The organism is Streptomyces sp. NPDC052079 (genome assembly GCF_040680275.1).
Taxonomy (GTDB): Bacteria; Actinomycetota; Actinomycetes; order Streptomycetales; family Streptomycetaceae; genus Streptomyces.
In genome coordinates this window covers 1-15,619 of record NZ_JBFAWL010000003.1, presented here as the reverse complement: position 1 = coordinate 15,619, position 15,619 = coordinate 1, and the positions used below count along the sequence as shown (strand labels likewise).

Genomic DNA, 15,619 nt, shown 5'->3' with positions numbered 1-15,619 from the left:
GTAGCGTCCCGGTATGGACAGCGGATACGAGACCCGGGGTGCCGGGATCACCGTGCGGCGGGCGCTGGAGCTGCCCGGGCTGCGCAGTGGGCTGCCGGAGGTGGTGGCGGGCGCCGACCGGCTGGGGCGCTCGGTGCGCTGGGTGCACGCGGGCGAGGTGCCGAACATCGCCTCGCTGCTCAAGGGCGGCGAACTGCTGCTGACCACCGGGTACGGACTGGGCACCCGCCCGGCCGAGCAGCGGGCGTTCGTGCGGACGCTGGCCGAGCGGGGCATCGCGGCGCTCGTGGTGGAGCTGGGCCCGCGCTTCACCCGGCTGCCCGCCGCCCTCGTCGACGCGGCCCGGACGGCGGGCCTGCCGCTGGTCCAGCTGCACCGAGAGGTGCCGTTCGTGGCGGTCACCGAGGAGATCCACACCGAGATCGTCAACGGGCACTACGCGCTGCTGCAACGCGCGGAGGAGGTGCACCGCCGCTGCACCGAGGCGCTGCTGGGCGGCGGCGGGGTTCCCCAGGTCCTGGAGATCCTCGCCGGGTTCACCGGAAACCCGGTGTTCCTGGAGACAACCGACGGACAGCTGCTGTACGCGGCCGGCGAGGGCCCCGAGGGCGCGGACCCGCTCCAGGTGTGGGAAGGGCTGCGCGAGCGGCACCGGGACGATCCGCCGGCCGGTACGGCCCTGGTGGACGTGCCCGGCGGCGGCCCCGGCAGCGGCGGCGTACGGGCGCGGCTGGTGCTGCTGCCGGTCCGCAGCACGCCGGAGCCGGTGCACCGGATGGCGGCCGAGCGGGCCGCGGGCATCCTCGCGGTGGTGCTGATGCAGGCGCGTCAGGAGGAGGAGCTGGCGGCGCGGGGCCGCGGGGACTTCCTCACCGACCTCGCCGAGGGCCGTGTCACCGCTCAGGACGCGCCCGCGCAGGCGCGTGTGCTCGGCTTCAAGCCCGGCAGCGGGCCGCTGCTTCCGGTGGTGATGCGGCTCGGCGACGCGCTGTCCCCGCAGGGCGGCGGCTGGGCGGTGCTGGCGCGTGCGGTGGGTGAGGAGCTGGCCTCGCTCGGGGTGCCCGTGCTGCTCGGGGTGCGGCCGGTCGAGGGGCGGGTGGTGCTGCTGCTCGGGCTGCGCGCCGAGGCGGAGAGGCCGGCGGTCGCGGACCGGGTGGCGGCCGCGCTGCGGGCCGGGGTGGAGCGCGCGGGGATGCTACGGCCGGGTGGCGGGCCGCCCGTCGTGGTGGTCGGGCCCTCCGGCGGCTGGGCGGCGGCGTCCACGGGGCTGCGGCACGCGGCGGAGACCGCCACCGCGGCGCAGGGCCTGCCCGACCGTCCCTGGTACGACGCCCGCCGGCTGGACATCGACCTGCTGCTGTGGCGGCTGCGTGACCATCCGGACCTGGCGGCGTTCGTGGACCGTGCGATCGGTCCGGTCCTCGATCATGACCGGCGCTCCAGACCGCCGTTGCTGCCCACACTGGAGACCTATCTGGCACACGCCGGACGCAAGGCGGAGACGGCACGCGAACTGCATCTGAACCGGCAGACGCTGTACAACCGGCTTGCCCGCATCGGGGAGTTGCTGGGCACCGACCTCGACGACCCGGGGACCGTCCTGGCGTTGAGCCTCGCCCTGCGGGCCCGGCGGCACGTGCCCTGACCGCGCGGGCCGGGTCAGACCAGCGGCCGGGGCAGGGTCAACTCGTCGTACACGCTGAGCACCTGAGCGACCGTCTCGTCCTCGGTCGGCCAGGTGGCCACCTGCCGCACACCCCGTTCCCTGAGCAGCTCCCGCCGCCCGGGATCGGCCAGCAGCCGTACGACGGCGTCGGCGAGCGCCCGCGCATTGCCGTACGGGACGAGTTCGGCGGCGTCGCCGACGAGTTCGGGGATGCCGCCCACGCGGGTCGCGACGAGCGGCACGCGCGCGTGGAGCGCCTCCTGGGCGAGCGGGGAGCGCGCCTCCCACCGGCTCGGCAGCAGCGCGATGTCGGCGGCGGCGAGCAGATCGGCGGCGTCCTCGCGCCGGCCGGCGAGCCGGACGGGCAGTTCCTCGTCCTCGATCCGGCGCTGGAGTTCCCCGCGCAGCGGTCCCTCCCCCGCGAGCACCACCAGCGGAACCGGGTCGAGGCGCCGCCACGCGTGGGCGGCGTCCAGCAGGACGTCGTAGCCCCGGTGCCGTTCGAGGGAGCCGATGGCGATGAGCAACGGGCGTCCGATGGCGCCGAGTTCGGCCCTCACCTTGGACCGCAGCCGGTCGGGGTCGTCCGGCTCCGGGGGAGTTCGGGGACCGGGGAGGGAGACGGCGGCCAGCCGCGCGTCCCGCGCTCCCGTGCGGCGCGCCCGGTCCACGAGGGGGGACGTCGTGCCGAGCACCACGGTGGCCGCCTTGACGACGCGCCGCTCCAGCACGCGCAGGAAGTGGGCGCGCGGGCCGTCGGCGTGCGCGCGGTCGTGCCAGGTGACGATGAGCGGTGTACGCCGGCCGCTGAGGGCGAGCACGGTTCTGAACGAGGCGTGCAGCCCGTGCGCGTGCACCAGGTCGGCGCCCGTGCAGGCGGCCCGCAGCGCGGCCACCGAACCCGGGTCGCTGCTGCGCGGCACATGCACGTGGTCGGCGCCGACACCGGTGAAGCCGTAGGTGCGATCCGCCTCCACGGGAGCGCACACCGTGACCCGCACGCCCCGTGCGACGAGCCCCGCGGCCAGCGAGCGCACATGGGCGCCGCTGGCGGCGTTGCCACCGCCCAGCACCTGCACGGTGCGCATGGACGAGTGGCTGCTCACGGGGGTCACGTGGCCGGGCTCCTGGTTCGGGTCGGACGGTCACGAAGAACGTACAGAAGGACCGTGCGGAGGGGGTGTACCGCGCGGTTCCCTACGCGTACTGCGTCAAGCATGCCAGGGCGCACACCCGTTCCGGGAACCACCGGAGCAGTATCACCGGTCCACCCCTGTCACCGGATCACCCGGACGAGTGACAGGGAGGCCCCTTCCGACCCTGCTCGCTGACGCACCGGCGTCCAACCAAGGTCGCGCACCCGCGCCCCTGAAGGGGAGCTGCTCCCACGCCCATCGGCAACCCACCCGGCGTCCAACAGCCGTCGCGCAGTTCCCCGCGCCCCCGAAGGGGAGCCACTCCCACGCCCATCCGTAACCCACCCGGCGTCGGACGGACGTCGCGCAGTTCCCCGCGCCCCTGAAGGGAGCCACTCCCACGCCCATCCGTAACCCACCCGGCATCGGACGGACGTCGCGCAGTTCCCCGCGCCCCTGAAGGGAGCCACTCCCACGCCCATCCGTAACCCACCCGGCGTCCGACAGCCGTCGCGCAGTTCCCCGCGCCCCCGGAGGGGAGCCACTCCCACGCCCATCGGCAACCTACCCGGCGTCCAACCACCGTCGCGCAGTTCCCCGCGCCCCCGGAGGGGAGCCACTCCCACGCCCATCGGCAACCCACCCGGCGTCCAACCACCGTCGCGCAGTTCCCCGCGCCCCCGGAGGGGAGCCACTCCCACGCCCATCGGCAACCCACCCGGCATCGGACGGACGTCGCGCAGTTCCCCGCGCCCCCGGAGGGGAGCCACTCCCACGCCCATCGGCAACCCACCCGGCATCGGACGGACGTCGCGCAGTTCCCTGTGCCCCTGGGGGGTGAGCTACATGTCCGCTCGTGCCGTGGCCAGGAGTTCCTCCGCGTGTGCGCGGGCGGTCTCGGAGTTCTCCTGGCCGGCGAGCATCCGGGACAGCTCCCGGACGCGGTCCTCGCCCTCGAGCACCTTCACGCCGGAACGGGTGACCGATCCGTCGTTGGTCTTCTCCACCAGCAGTTGCCGGTCGGCGAACGCGGCCACCTGCGGCAGATGCGTGACGACCACGACCTGCGCCGTCTTCGCCAGCCGCGCGAGCCGCCGCCCGATCTCCACCGCCGCCTTGCCGCCCACACCGGCGTCGACCTCGTCGAAGAGGTAGGTGGGCACCGGGTCCGTTCCCGCGAACACGACCTCCACGGCCAGCATCACCCGCGACAGCTCACCGCCGGACGCCCCCTTGGCGATGGGCCGGGGCGGCGCCCCCGGGTGGGGGGCCAGCAGCAGCTCGACCTCGTCCACGCCCGACGGCCCGTAGGCGACCGTCCGGCCGCCGACCTCGACGCCCTCCGGGTCCTCGGTCTGCCGGATGTCGAACGACACGCGCGCGTGCGGCATCGCGAGCGAGGCCAGCTCCGCGGTCACGGCCGCCGCGAACCGCTCCGCCGCCTCCGTCCGCGCGTCGGTCAGCTCCTGCGCCAGGACGCCCAGTTCGGCGCGGAGTGCGTCACGCTCGGCGGTGAGCTCACCGATCCGCTCGTCGTCGCCGTCCAGTTCGGTCAGCCGCGCGGTGCTCCGCTCGGCCCACGCCAGTACGCCGGAGACATCCTCGCCGTACTTGCGGACCAGCCCGGTGAGCGCGGCCCGCCGCTCCTCGACCGCCGCCAGCCGCAGCGGATCGGAGTCGAGGTCGTCGGCGTACCCCGCCAGTTCCCCCGCGACGTCCCGCAGCAGGATGCCGATCTCCCCGATCCGGTCGGTCAGCGCCGCCAACGCGGGATCGTGGGCCCGCACTGCCTCCAGGGCCCGCTGGGCGCCCGCGACGAGCGTCCCGGCGTCCACGCCCTCCGGGTCCTCCGGATTCCCGGCCAGCGCGGCGTGCGCGACCGCCGCGGCGGACGCCAGCGCCTCCGCGTGCCCGAGCCGCTCGGCCTCCTCCGCCAGCTCCACGTCCTCACCCGCGCGGGGCTCCACGGCGGCGATCTCCTCGAGCCCGAAACGCAGCAGGTCGGCCTCTTGCGCCCGCTCCCGCGCGCGCGTGGTGATCTCCTCCAGCTCCGTGGTGACGGCCCGCAGCCGCTTGTACGCCTCGCCGTACTTGCCGAGCGGCCCGGCGACCGCGTACCCGGCATACCGGTCGAGCGCCTGCCGCTGCCGGGACAGCTTCAGCAGCCCCTGCTGGTCGGTCTGCCCGTGCACGGCCACGAGGTCGTCGGCGAGCTCCGCGAGCAGCCCCACCGGCACGCTCCGCCCGCCCAGGTGCGCCCGTGAGCGCCCCTCGGCGGAAACCGTACGGCTGACCAGCAGCGTCCCGTCGTCCAGCTCGGCCCCGGCCTCCTCGGCGCGCACGACCGCCGCAGTGCCCTCGGGCACGGCGATCCGTCCCTCGACGACCGCGTTCCGCGCGCCGATCCGCACCAGGGCCGCATCCGCGCGTCCGCCCAGCAGCAGGCCCAGGCTGGTGACCACCATGGTCTTGCCCGCGCCCGTCTCACCGGTGACGGCGGTGAAGCCGGGCGACAACTCGACAACAGCGTCGTCGATGACACCGAGCGACCGTATCCGCATCTCCTCAAGCACGGACACGACCATACGAGGTCCCAGCCGGGGAGTGCGACCGCCCCGCCCTTGTCACCCAGGGGAGTGGACATCCTCAGGGGCGCGGGGCTGTATCGACATGCGGCTCCGCCGCGTGAGCGCGACAAGCCACGATCACCCGCAGCCGCCCACGCTCCGCAACCACACCGTCGAGACAGCTAATGCGGCGCCCCCCGCCACCCGGACACCGGCAGCGCGAACTTCGCGACCAACCGGTCGGTGAAGGACGCATGGTGCAACCGTGCCAACCGCACCGGCACCGCCCCCCGCCGCACCTCCACCCGCGCGCCCCGCGGCAGCTCGACCGTGCGCCGCCCGTCGCACCACAGCACCCCCGGAGGGACGTGCGGCAGCACCTCCACCGCCAGCACCGAGTTCGGCGAGGTCACCAGCGGCTTGGCGAACAGCGCGTGCGCGCTGATCGGCACCAAAAGCAGCGCCTCGACCTCGGGCCACACCACGGGCCCGCCGGCGGAGAAGGCGTACGCGGTGGACCCGGTCGGGGTCGCGCAGACGATCCCGTCGCAGCCGAACGCGGTGACCGGCCTGCCGTCGATCTCCAGCACGACCTCCAGCATCCGCTCGGCGGACACCTTCTGCACGGCCGCCTCGTTCAGCGCCCAGTCCGTGTGCACGATATCGCCGTTGGACTGCACCACGACGTCGACGGTCATCCGTTCCTCGACCTCGTACGACCGGCTCACCACCCGGTCGACAACCTTGTCGAGATCGTCCCGCTCGGCCTCGGCGAGGAAGCCGACCCGTCCGAGGTTGACGCCGAGCATGGGCACCCCGGAGGCGCGGGCGAACTCGGCGCCGCGCAGCAGCGTGCCGTCACCGCCCAGCACGATCAGCAGCTCGCAGTCGTCCAGACACTGCGGCGTGGCCTCCTTGACGGTCTCCACGTCGTCCGGCAGCGGCAGATCGCGGGCCTCGTCCTCCAGGACCCGCACGCCGAGGCCGCTGCGCAGCAGCCCTCTGACCACGAGTTCGGCGCTGCGGATGGCCGCGGGCCGCCCGGTGTGGGCCAGCAGGAAAACAGTACGAGCTCGGTTCTGGGTCAATGGGGCCCCTCCGCCACAGCACGGTCAACATCGGCCGGGTCCAGTTCCGGAGCCCCGGCCCGCAGCCACAAGAAGTATTCGACGTTCCCCGAGGGCCCGGGCAGCGGACTCGCCGTCACGCCCATCGCCCCGAGCCCCAGCTCCCAGGCCTTCGCGGCCACTCCCCGCACGGCCTCGGCACGCAGCTGCGGGCTGCGGACGACTCCGCCGCTGCCCAGCCGCTCCTTGCCCACCTCGAACTGCGGTTTCACCATCATCACCAGGTCGGCGTCCGGCTTCACGCACCTTTTCAGGGCGGGCAGCACCAGTCCGAGCGGGATGAAGGACAGATCCCCCACGACCAGATCCACAGGCTCCCCATCGATCACCTCGAGCGTCAACTCCCGTACGTTCGTACGGTCCTTGACGGTGACGCGTTCATCGTTGCGCAGACTCCAGGCGAGTTGTCCGTATCCGACGTCCACCGCGACCACGTGCGCGGCCCCGGCCCGCAGCAGCACATCGGTGAAGCCGCCGGTGGAGGCGCCGGCGTCGAGCGCCCGCCGCCCCTCGACGACCAGTCCGCGCGGTACGAAGGCGTCGAGGGCGCCGGCCAGCTTGTGCCCGCCGCGCGAGACGTAGTCCGGGTCACCGGCGTCCTCGGCGACGACGATCGCGGCGGCCGTCTCCACCTGAGTGGCGGACTTGGTCGCGACCGTCTTGCCGACGCTGACCCGGCCGGCGGCGATCAGCTGGCCGGCGTGCTCGCGCGAGCGCGCGAGTTTCCGGCGGACCAGCTCCGCGTCGAGACGGCGGCGTGCGACTCCTGCCACGTTCGGTTCAGCTCCTGTGTCCGTGTGCCGACGGGGGCCCTGGCGGCCCCGGGGGTCCCGGGCGGGCGTCGAGCGCGGTGAGCGCCTCGCGCAGCCCCCCGTGTACATCCTCGTACACCTCGAGATGGCCGTCGGTGGTCAGGTGGTCGGCATCGGCCAGCCGCTGCACGTGGGTGTCCACCTCGGCGTGCCCGGTGGGGGTACGCGGCACGCCCAGGGGCGCGGGGGCGGCGGGGCCGTCGTCGGACGGCACGGGCCCGGCGCGGTCCGGTTCCCCGGTGTCCGGCTCCGCGGTCCCGGCCTGCGGCGCTGCGTCGTTCATGCCCCGACGCTACCGCGAACGGCTGCGGTACCGTCGTCCGCGATGGCCACGATCGAGGAGTGCCGTGCCGCACTCGACAAGCTTTCGGACAGCATGCAGAGCGCCGAGGGGGACGTCCGCGCGGCCGCGGCGATGGACCGCTCCGTCAGCTGTCACATCACCGACCTGGAGGTGACCTTCGCCGGCCGGCTCACGGGCGGCCGGATCGAGGTGCACGACACACTTCCCGGCCCGCCGCGCGAGAAGGCGCAGATACGGCTCGCCATGACGGGTGACGACCTGGTGGCCCTGGTCGACGGCGAGCTGCACTTCGCCAAGGCCTGGGGCTCGGGCCGGGTGCGGCTGGAGGCGGGGCTGCGCGACCTGTTCCGCCTCAGAAAGCTGCTGTGACGCTCAGGAGGCCCGTGCGGCGCCCGCCTTCTCCGCCGCCTTGCGCTCGGCCCGTGCCGTGCGGGCGGCCGGCACCACGAGCGGGGTGCCCGTCTCGGGGTCGTCGATGACCTGGCAGCGCAGCCCGAAAACCTCCTCCACCAGCCCGGCGGTGACGATGTCCTTCGGCGTGCCCTGGGCGATGACACTGCCCTCGCGCAGGGCGATGAGATGAGTGGCGTACCGCGCGGCGTGGTTGAGGTCGTGCAGGACGGCGACGAGGGTGCGCCCGTGCTCCTCGTGCAGGTCCGCGCACAGGTCCAGGACGTCGATCTGGTGCTGGATGTCGAGGTAGGTGGTCGGCTCGTCGAGCAGCAGCAGCGGGGTCTGCTGGGCCAGCGCCATGGCGATCCACACGCGCTGGCGCTGACCGCCGGAGAGCTCGTCGACGTAGCGTTCCGCCAGCTCGGCGACGCCGGTGCGGGCCATCGACTCCCATACGACGCGTTCGTCCTCGGCGGACCACTGGCGCAGCAGGCCCTGGTGCGGGTAGCGGCCGCGGCCAACCAGGTCGCCGACCGTGATGCCGTCGGGCGCGATGGACGACTGGGGCAGCAGTCCCAGGGTGCGGGCGACCTTCTTGGCGGGCATCGACTGGATGACCTGGCCGTCGAGCAGGACCCGTCCCTCCTGGGGCTTGAGCATCCGTGACAGGGCCCGCAGCAGGGTCGACTTGCCGCAGGCGTTCGGCCCGACGATGACGGTGAAGGAGTTGTCCGGTATCTCCACCGACAGCTGTTCGGCGATGACCCGCTGGTCGTAGGCCAGGGTGACGTTCTCGGCGGACAGTCGGTTCACGGTGCTCCTTCGGTGGTTCGGCCCGCTGGTGTCGGTGCGTCCGCGGCTCATATCCGTCCCGCCCTGCGCTCGGTGACCAGCAGCCACAGCAGATAGACACCGCCGAGCACGCCGGTGACCACGCCCACGGGCAGCTGGTCGGCGCCGAACGCCCGCTGCGAGATCCAGTCGGCACCGACGAGCAGCGCGGCGCCCATGCACAGCGCCGCCACCAGGTTCGGCCCCGGGGAACGGGTCAGCCGCCGGGCGAGCTGCGGCGCGGTGAGCGCGACGAAGCTGACCGGTCCGGCGGCGGCCGTCGCGGACGCGGTGAGCAGCACGGCCGCCAGCATCAGCACCAGCCGTACCCGCTCGACGCGCACGCCGAGGGCGTACGAGACATCGTCGCCCATCTCCATCATCCTGAGCGCCCCGGAATGGGCGAGGACCAGCGGTACGAGAACGGCGCACAGGGCGAGCAGCGGCCAGACCTGGTCCCAGTCACGGCCGTTCAGGGATCCGGTCATCCAGACGACCGCGCGGGCGGCGTCCATAATGTCGGACTTGGTGAGCAGATAGCCGTTGACGGCCGTGACGATCGCGGAGACACCGATGCCGACCAGGACCAGACGGTAGCCGTGGACGCCCCGCTTCCAGGCGAGTACGTAGATGGCGAACCCGGTGAGCAGTCCGCCGGCGAGCGCGCCGAGCGCGACCTGGTTGGCGGTGCCGGAGAACAGCACGATCACCGTGAGGGCGCCGGCCGTCGCCCCCTGGCCGAGACCGAGGACGTCGGGGCTGCCCAGCGGATTACGGGAGACGGACTGGAACAGCGCGCCGCCGAGCCCGAGCGAGGCGCCGACCAGCAGCCCGACCAGGACCCGGGGCAGCCGCAGCTCGTTGACGATGAACTCCTGGCCGGCGTTGCCCTCGCCCACCAGCGTCCTGAGCACGTCGGCGGCGGGGATCGGGAAGTCGCCGGTGCCGATCAGCGCGACACTCGCGGCGAGCGCCACGGCCAGCAGCAGGACGACGACGGTGAAGGCGCGCACGTCCAGCCGGAACGACAGGCCGCCGGGGGTTCGCACCGCGCGGTTGGTCTTCACAGCTGGGCCGTCCTCCGCCGTCGTACGAGAAAGATGAAGACCGGGCCGCCGAGGATCGCGGTGACGATGCCGACCTGGACCTCGGCGGGCCGGGCCACGATCCGGCCGAGCACATCGGCGCCCAGCAGCAGCACCGGCGACAGGATCGCCGCGTACGGCAGGATCCAGCGCAGGTCGGGCCCGGTGAAGGACCGCACGACGTGCGGCACCATCAGACCGACGAACATGATCGGCCCGCAGGCGGCGGTCGCGGCGCCGCACAGCACGGTCGCGGCCAGCATGGACAGCGCCCGGGTGCGGTTCAGGTTCGCGCCGAGGGCCTTGGCGGTGTCGTCGCCCATCGCCATGGCGTTCAGCGGCCGGGCGAGCGCCAGCGCCAGCAGGGAACCGGCCAGCAGGAAGGGCACAACCTGCTGGATGGCCGCGTCACTGCCGGAGGCCAGCGAACCCACCGTCCAGAACCGCATCCGGCCGAGCGCCGCGTGGTCCAGGATCATGATGGCCTGCAGATAGCCGTAGAGCGCCGCGCTGATGGCCGTACCGGCGAGCACCAGCCGCACCGGCGTCGCGCCCCTGCTGCCGCCGAGGAACCACACCAGCGCGCCGACCGCCGCCGCGCCGAGGAACGCGAACCACACATACCCGGACAGCGAGGTGACCCCGAAGAAGGTGACGGCGGTGACCACCGCCGCCGACGCGCCCGCGTTGATGCCGAGCAGTCCGGGGTCGGCCAGCGGGTTGCGGGTCAGCGCCTGGAGGACCGCTCCCGCCAGCCCGAGAGCGGCGCCCGCAAGCAGTCCCAGAACGGTTCGTGACAGCCTGTCGGCCACGACGACGTCGCCGTAGGTGCCCGAAGCGCCGAACAGACCGTGCCACACCTGTTCCAGGGACAGCTCCTTCGCCCCGACGGCGATACTGGCCAGCGCGACGACCACCAGGACCGCGACGGAAACCGGCAGCCCGAGGACGCGTATCGCCCGGCGCTTCGGGGGCGCGGAGGCACTCTCCGCGCGCTGTTCGGGGGGACTCTCGACCAACACGCGGTTAGGTTAGCCTACCCTGCCAATCGATCATGATCCGCAGGCCCGTCCACCCGCCCTCACGGGGGTTCACCATCCCAGCCGTGCCAGCGCCTTCCCACTGTCCAGCTCGCACATACCGTCACCGGCCGCCGTCCACGCTGCCGCGCACAGCGCCCGCAGCCCGTCCGTCGCGGTCCCTTCCCCGTCGAGCTCCAGCTCCGCGGCCCCGGCCCTCGCCGTCCAGCCACCGCACCGGAACCCGTCGCCCGCCGCGACGACCTCGGGCTGCCCGGTGAGCAGCCCCCGCAGGTCGGCGTCGACATACGTCGGCCGGTGCCGCGGGGGTGCGGCGAGGAGCAGCGCGCCGTCCGTCACCCCGGTCAGCACCAGCAGCGAGTCGACCCCGCCGTTGAACGCGCCCTCGATGTCCGTGTCCAGCCGGTCACCCACGACCAGCGGCCGCTTGGCGCCCGTCCGCAGGATCGTCTCCCGGTGCATCGGCGGCAGCGGCTTGCCCGCCACCTGCGGCTCGGCCCCCGTCGCGATCCGTACGACCTCCACGGCCGCGCCGTTACCCGGCGCGATGCCCCGGTCGCTGGGGATCGTCAGGTCCGTGTTGGACGCGAACCACGGCACCCCGCGCGCGACGGCGTACGACGCCTCCGCGAAGCGCCCCCACGGCAGTTCGGGCCCGCCGTAGCCCTGCACGACCGCCGCCGGATCGTCGTCCGCCGATTCCACCGGCAGCAGGCCGCGTTCGCGCAACGCCACCCGCAGCCCCTCCCCTCCGACGACCAGGACCCGGGAGCCCTCCGGCACCTGCTCGCTGATCAGCCGGGCAACCGCCTGGGCGGATGTGATGATGTCACCGGCCTGTGCGGGGATGCCCAGCTCGGTCAGATGCGCGGCCACGGCGTCCGGGGTGCGCAGCGCATTGTTGGTCACGTAGGCGAGGTGCATGCCGCCCTCGCGGGCCGTGGCGAGCGATTCCACCGCATGGACGATGGCCCTCCCGCCCGCGTACACCACACCGTCGAGGTCGAGCAGCGCCGTGTCGTACGCCTCGTTCAGGGCCCGCCCACTGCCCTCGGGCCTCGTCCTGACGCTCCGGCTCATTCCGCACTCCTCGTTCGACGGCTTTCCTCCGATCATCCCCCATGCCCGCGAACCCTTACGATGCCGAGATGAACACTGCAGGTCACTCGGAAGCAAAGGCGCCCCGGGTCCTGGAACTCACCCCGTTCCGCGGCCTCCGTTACGACCCCGACCGGGTCGGCAGCCTGGCCGCCGTGACATCCCCGCCGTACGACGTCGTCGTCCGTCCCGACGGCCTGCACCACCTCCAGTCCGCCGACCCCCACAACATCGTCCGGCTGATCCTGCCCGAGGCCGCCACGCCCGAGGCCCGCAACGCCCAGGCCGCCGAGACGCTCCGCCGCTGGCGCTCCGAGGGCGTCCTGACCGCCGACCCCGAACCTGGCCTGTACGTCTACGAGCAGCGCGACGGCGACGGCATGCTGCAGCGCGGCATCATCGGCGTCCTGCGGGTCTCCGATCCCGACGAGCAGCTGGTGCTGCCGCACGAGGACGTCATGCCGCACATCGTCGCCGACCGCGCGGATCTGATGCGGGCCACCTCCGCGAACCTGGAGCCCCTGCTGCTCACCTACCGGGGCGGCGACGGCGAGGCGACCGTCACGGCCGGCCTGATCGAACGCACAGCCGTACAGCCGCCCCTGCTCGCGACCACCACGGAGGACGGTTTCCACCACCGGCTGTGGTCCGTCACCGACCCCTGCGACCTGGCCGGGGTGCAGAAGGAACTCGCCGGACACCAGGCGCTCATCGCCGACGGCCACCACCGCTGGGCGACCTACCGGCGTCTCCGGGCGGAGCACCCCTCCCCCGGCCCCTGGGACCACGGCCTGGTGCTCCTCGTCGACACCGCCCGCTACCCCCTGCGGGTGCGCGCCATCCACCGGCTGCTGCACCAGGTGCCGGTCGCGGACGCCGTGGCCGCGCTCGACGGCCTCTTCCGCGTCCGCCGCGTGCAGGTACCGCTGTCCGAGGCGATGGACGCCCTGGCCGAGGCGGCCGCGAAGGGCAACGCCTTCCTCCTCGCCGGAGACGGCGCCTTCCACCTCGTCGACCGGCCGGATCCCGAGCTGCTGGCGCACACGGTCCCCGCCGACCGGCCGGCGGCCTGGCGCACCCTGGACGCGACGGTGCTGCACGCCACGCTCCTCGACCATGTCTGGCGCGTCCCGGACGCCCCCGCGCACATCGCGTACATCCACGACACGGCCGCCACGGTCGAGAAGGCGGAACGCGACGGCGGCACGGCCGTGCTGATGCATCCGGTGCACGAGGACCTCGTCCGCGACCTGGCGCGTCAGGGCGTCACGATGCCGCGCAAGTCGACGTCCTTCGGCCCCAAGCCGGCCTCGGGTCTGGTACTGCGGGCGCTCGATCTATGACGAAGGGGCGGGCCTCCGGAGAGACCCGCCCCTTCGTCCCGGTTGCGCGCCGGGGACGTCAGTCCTTGTCGTCGTCCTCGTTCACGACGTCGTCGGCCTCGTCCTCGGCGAGGGCGTCCATGAACTCCACGCCGTCCAGCTCGGCCAGCCGGTCGGAGGCGTCGGTGCTGCCCTCCCGGTCGGCCTCGACGGCCTTGGCGAACCACTCGCGTGCCTCACCGCTCCGGCCGGCCGCGAGCAGCGCGTCCGCGTACGCGTAGCGCAGCCGCGCGGTCCACGGCTGGACGGAGTGGGACGCCAGCTCGGAGCTCTGCAGCGTCACGATTGCCGCGTCGAGCTGTCCCAGGTCACGCCGGGCGCCGGCGGCGACGAGCCGCATCTCCACCTGGCCGGCCTTGTCCAGCTTCTGCACCTCGGGCGCCCCGGCCATGTCCAGCGCCTTCTCCGGCCGGCCGAGCCCGCGCTCGCAGTCGGCCATGAGCGGCCACAGCTCCACGGTCCCGGTCATCCGCCGCGCGGCCCGGAACTCGGCGAGCGCCTCGGAGTACTTCTGGTTGGCGTACGCGGCGAAACCGGCGGCCTCGCGGACGGCCGCGACGCGTGACGCCAGCCGCAGGGCGACCCTGGAGTAGCCGTAGGCGCCCTCGGGGTCCTCGTCGATGAGCCGGGCGACCATCACCAGGTTCTTGGCGACGTCCTCCGCGAGCGTCTTGGGCAGGCTCTGCAGCTCCTGCCGTACGTCCTTGTCGATCTCCTCGCCCGTGACGTCCTCGGGGATCGGCAGCCGCTTGATGGGCTCGCGGTCGCGGTCCCGGTCACGGTCGTCGCGGAAGCGCCCGCCGCCCTGCCGGTCGTCCCGGCCGCGGTAGCCGCCGGGGCGTCCGCCGCGTTCGTCCCGGCGAGGACCGCGCCCCCGGTCATCGCGGCCACGGTAGCCGCCACGGTCCCGGTCGTCGCGACGGCTGTCGTCACGACGGAAGCCGCCACGGTCGTCGCGGCCACCCCGGTCGTCGCGGCGGTAACCGCCGCGGTCCCGGTCGCCGCCACGGCTGTCGTCACGCCGGTACCCGCCACGGTCGCCGCGGTCATCGCGCCGGAAGCCACCGCGGTCGTCGCGGCCACCCCGGTCGTCGCGGCGGTAGCCGCCGCGATCCCGGTCGTCGCGACGAGTGTCCTCGCGACGGTATCCGCCACGGTCGCCGCGGTCGCCTTCACGTCGGTCGTCCCTGCGGTCGTCACGGCGGTCGTCACGGCCGCGGTAGCCGCCGCGATCCCGGTCGTCCCGCCGGTCATCGCGCCGGAACCCGCCACGGTCACCCCGGTCGTCCCCCCGGTCATCGCGCCGGAAGCCACCGCGGTCGCCACGGTCGCCACGGTCGTCGCGGCGGTAGCCACCGCGGTCCCGGTCGCCGCCACGGCTGTCGTCACGCCGGTACCCGCCACGGTCGCCGCGGTCGCCTTCGCGTCGATCGTCCCTGCGGTCGTCACGGCGATCGTCCCTGCGGTCGTCACGGCCGCGGTAGCCACCGCGTTCACCACCGCGGTTGTCGTCGCGCCCGCGGAAATCACCGCGCTCCGGCCGGCCACCGGCACGGTCGTCGCGGCGGAACCCACGGTCACGGTCGCCACCCCGGTCCCTGTCACGGTCCCGGTCGTCACGACGGAAAGGAGGACGCTCTCCGCTGCCACGGAATCCACGGTCGCGGTCATCGCGATCGCCTCGGCGCGGACCGCCGCGCTGGCCGCCACGGTCGGCGCGGTTCGGCCGGTCACCACTGTCCCGTCGCCTCTGGTCGCGCTCCGGTCGGTCGTCGGGAGAGTTGGTGGACATCGGTGACTCCTGTCTTCGGTACCGCAAGCATAAATAAAAAAGGACCCCTGGTCCCAGCTGAACGCTGGTGACCAGGGGTCCTTCCAAAGATTGTTCGGCGGCGTCCTACTCTCCCACAGGGTCCCCCCTGCAGTACCATCGGCGCTGTAAGGCTTAGCTTCCGGGTTCGGAATGTAACCGGGCGTTTCCCCTACGCTATGACCACCGAAACCCTAATGGTTTCGAGCGAACAAGCACACTCTTCTATTGTGTGTTCTGCTCAAAGCCGACAACGGTCGTTGTCTCAGAACTAACACAGTGGACGCGAGCAACTGAGGACAAGCCCTCGGCCTATTAGTACCGGTCAACTCCACACGTTACCGTGCTTCCATATCCGGCCTATCAAC

At 73.2% G+C, this 15,619-nt stretch carries 14 protein-coding genes and 2 rRNA genes; 3 read left to right on the top strand and 13 right to left on the bottom strand.

All coding sequences use genetic code 11. From position 1 onward, the window contains the following. Positions 1–13 precede the first annotated feature (13 nt). Positions 14–1,645 carry a PucR family transcriptional regulator ligand-binding domain-containing protein gene (locus AB0L56_RS07405; RefSeq protein WP_361032784.1) on the top strand — a complete coding sequence of 544 codons (1,632 nt, stop codon included), beginning with the start codon at positions 14–16 and terminating at the stop codon, positions 1,643–1,645. 14 nt (positions 1,646–1,659) lie between these two features. On the opposite strand, the gene AB0L56_RS07400 is transcribed toward AB0L56_RS07405, so the two are convergent. The 5 genes from AB0L56_RS07400 to AB0L56_RS07380 form a co-directional block, all read right to left on the bottom strand. Further along, positions 1,660–2,781 (bottom strand): glycosyltransferase family 4 protein, encoded by a 1,122-nt coding sequence (locus AB0L56_RS07400; protein ID WP_365420025.1) that lies wholly within the window; start codon positions 2,779–2,781, stop codon positions 1,660–1,662. 863 nt (positions 2,782–3,644) lie between these two features. After that, entirely contained in the window at positions 3,645–5,387 is a 1,743-nt protein-coding gene (gene recN / locus AB0L56_RS07395; RefSeq protein ID WP_365420023.1) for a DNA repair protein RecN, read from the bottom strand. A 164-nt stretch (positions 5,388–5,551) separates the two neighbouring features. Then, on the bottom strand, positions 5,552–6,457 hold the full coding sequence (locus AB0L56_RS07390; RefSeq protein ID WP_365420021.1) for an NAD kinase: 906 nt from the start codon (positions 6,455–6,457) through the stop codon (positions 5,552–5,554). Next, the gene (locus tag AB0L56_RS07385; RefSeq protein ID WP_365420018.1) at positions 6,454–7,269 is read right to left on the bottom strand and encodes a TlyA family RNA methyltransferase; all 816 of its coding nucleotides are present in this window, start codon (positions 7,267–7,269) and stop codon (positions 6,454–6,456) included. Before AB0L56_RS07385 ends, AB0L56_RS07390 begins: the two co-directional genes overlap by 4 nt. Before the next feature lie 7 nt (positions 7,270–7,276). Further along, on the bottom strand, positions 7,277–7,591 hold the full coding sequence (locus AB0L56_RS07380; protein WP_365420015.1) for a hypothetical protein: 315 nt from the start codon (positions 7,589–7,591) through the stop codon (positions 7,277–7,279). 42 nt (positions 7,592–7,633) lie between these two features. Between AB0L56_RS07380 and AB0L56_RS07375 the strand changes: the two genes are divergently transcribed. Beyond that, complete coding sequence (locus AB0L56_RS07375) at positions 7,634–7,981, top strand: sterol-binding protein (RefSeq protein WP_365420012.1); 348 nt, start codon at positions 7,634–7,636, stop codon at positions 7,979–7,981. 3 nt (positions 7,982–7,984) lie between these two features. Here AB0L56_RS07375 and AB0L56_RS07370 read toward each other — a convergent pair whose 3' ends face one another. The 4 genes from AB0L56_RS07370 to AB0L56_RS07355 form a co-directional block, all read right to left on the bottom strand. Beyond that, positions 7,985–8,869 (bottom strand): ABC transporter ATP-binding protein, encoded by an 885-nt coding sequence (locus tag AB0L56_RS07370; RefSeq protein ID WP_365420009.1) that lies wholly within the window; start codon positions 8,867–8,869, stop codon positions 7,985–7,987. Beyond that, positions 8,866–9,903 carry an iron chelate uptake ABC transporter family permease subunit gene (locus AB0L56_RS07365; protein WP_361032760.1) on the bottom strand — a complete coding sequence of 346 codons (1,038 nt, stop codon included), beginning with the start codon at positions 9,901–9,903 and terminating at the stop codon, positions 8,866–8,868. The genes AB0L56_RS07370 and AB0L56_RS07365 overlap by 4 nt, the downstream gene beginning before the upstream one ends. Next, positions 9,900–10,943 (bottom strand): iron chelate uptake ABC transporter family permease subunit, encoded by a 1,044-nt coding sequence (locus AB0L56_RS07360; RefSeq protein ID WP_365420005.1) that lies wholly within the window; start codon positions 10,941–10,943, stop codon positions 9,900–9,902. The genes AB0L56_RS07365 and AB0L56_RS07360 overlap by 4 nt, the downstream gene beginning before the upstream one ends. 69 nt (positions 10,944–11,012) lie before the next feature. Next, a complete protein-coding gene (locus AB0L56_RS07355) occupies positions 11,013–12,041 on the bottom strand; it encodes an HAD-IIA family hydrolase (RefSeq protein WP_365420002.1) in 1,029 nt (342 codons plus the stop codon). A 68-nt stretch (positions 12,042–12,109) separates the two neighbouring features. On the opposite strand from AB0L56_RS07355, the gene AB0L56_RS07350 reads away from it, so the two are divergent. Then, positions 12,110–13,402: a DUF1015 domain-containing protein gene (locus tag AB0L56_RS07350; RefSeq protein ID WP_365419999.1), complete on the top strand. Its 1,293-nt coding sequence runs from the start codon at positions 12,110–12,112 to the stop codon at positions 13,400–13,402. Positions 13,403–13,460: 58 nt separating this feature from the next. Here AB0L56_RS07350 and AB0L56_RS07345 read toward each other — a convergent pair whose 3' ends face one another. The 4 genes from AB0L56_RS07345 to AB0L56_RS07330 form a co-directional block, all read right to left on the bottom strand. Further along, positions 13,461–14,186 (bottom strand): hypothetical protein, encoded by a 726-nt coding sequence (locus AB0L56_RS07345; RefSeq protein ID WP_361033140.1) that lies wholly within the window; start codon positions 14,184–14,186, stop codon positions 13,461–13,463. After that, positions 14,078–15,112 carry a hypothetical protein gene (locus AB0L56_RS07340; protein WP_365420648.1) on the bottom strand — a complete coding sequence of 345 codons (1,035 nt, stop codon included), beginning with the start codon at positions 15,110–15,112 and terminating at the stop codon, positions 14,078–14,080. Before AB0L56_RS07340 ends, AB0L56_RS07345 begins: the two co-directional genes overlap by 109 nt. A 213-nt stretch (positions 15,113–15,325) precedes the next feature. Further along, positions 15,326–15,442: ribosomal RNA gene (rrf, locus tag AB0L56_RS07335) — 5S ribosomal RNA — on the bottom strand. A 104-nt stretch (positions 15,443–15,546) separates the two neighbouring features. After that, positions 15,547–15,619: ribosomal RNA gene (locus tag AB0L56_RS07330) — 23S ribosomal RNA — on the bottom strand; the annotation flags it as partial.

Coding starts and splice junctions, on each gene's coding strand:
- AB0L56_RS07405 (WP_361032784.1), top strand. CDS start 14: ATGGACAGCGGATACGAGACCCGGGGTGCCGGGATCACCGTGCGGCGG.
- recN (WP_365420023.1), bottom strand. CDS start 5,387: ATGGTCGTGTCCGTGCTTGAGGAGATGCGGATACGGTCGCTCGGTGTC.
- AB0L56_RS07380 (WP_365420015.1), bottom strand. CDS start 7,591: ATGAACGACGCAGCGCCGCAGGCCGGGACCGCGGAGCCGGACACCGGG.
- AB0L56_RS07375 (WP_365420012.1), top strand. CDS start 7,634: ATGGCCACGATCGAGGAGTGCCGTGCCGCACTCGACAAGCTTTCGGAC.
- AB0L56_RS07370 (WP_365420009.1), bottom strand. CDS start 8,869: ATGAGCCGCGGACGCACCGACACCAGCGGGCCGAACCACCGAAGGAGC.
- AB0L56_RS07355 (WP_365420002.1), bottom strand. CDS start 12,041: ATGAGCCGGAGCGTCAGGACGAGGCCCGAGGGCAGTGGGCGGGCCCTG.
- AB0L56_RS07350 (WP_365419999.1), top strand. CDS start 12,110: ATGAACACTGCAGGTCACTCGGAAGCAAAGGCGCCCCGGGTCCTGGAA.
- AB0L56_RS07340 (WP_365420648.1), bottom strand. CDS start 15,112: ATGACCGCGACCGTGGATTCCGTGGCAGCGGAGAGCGTCCTCCTTTCC.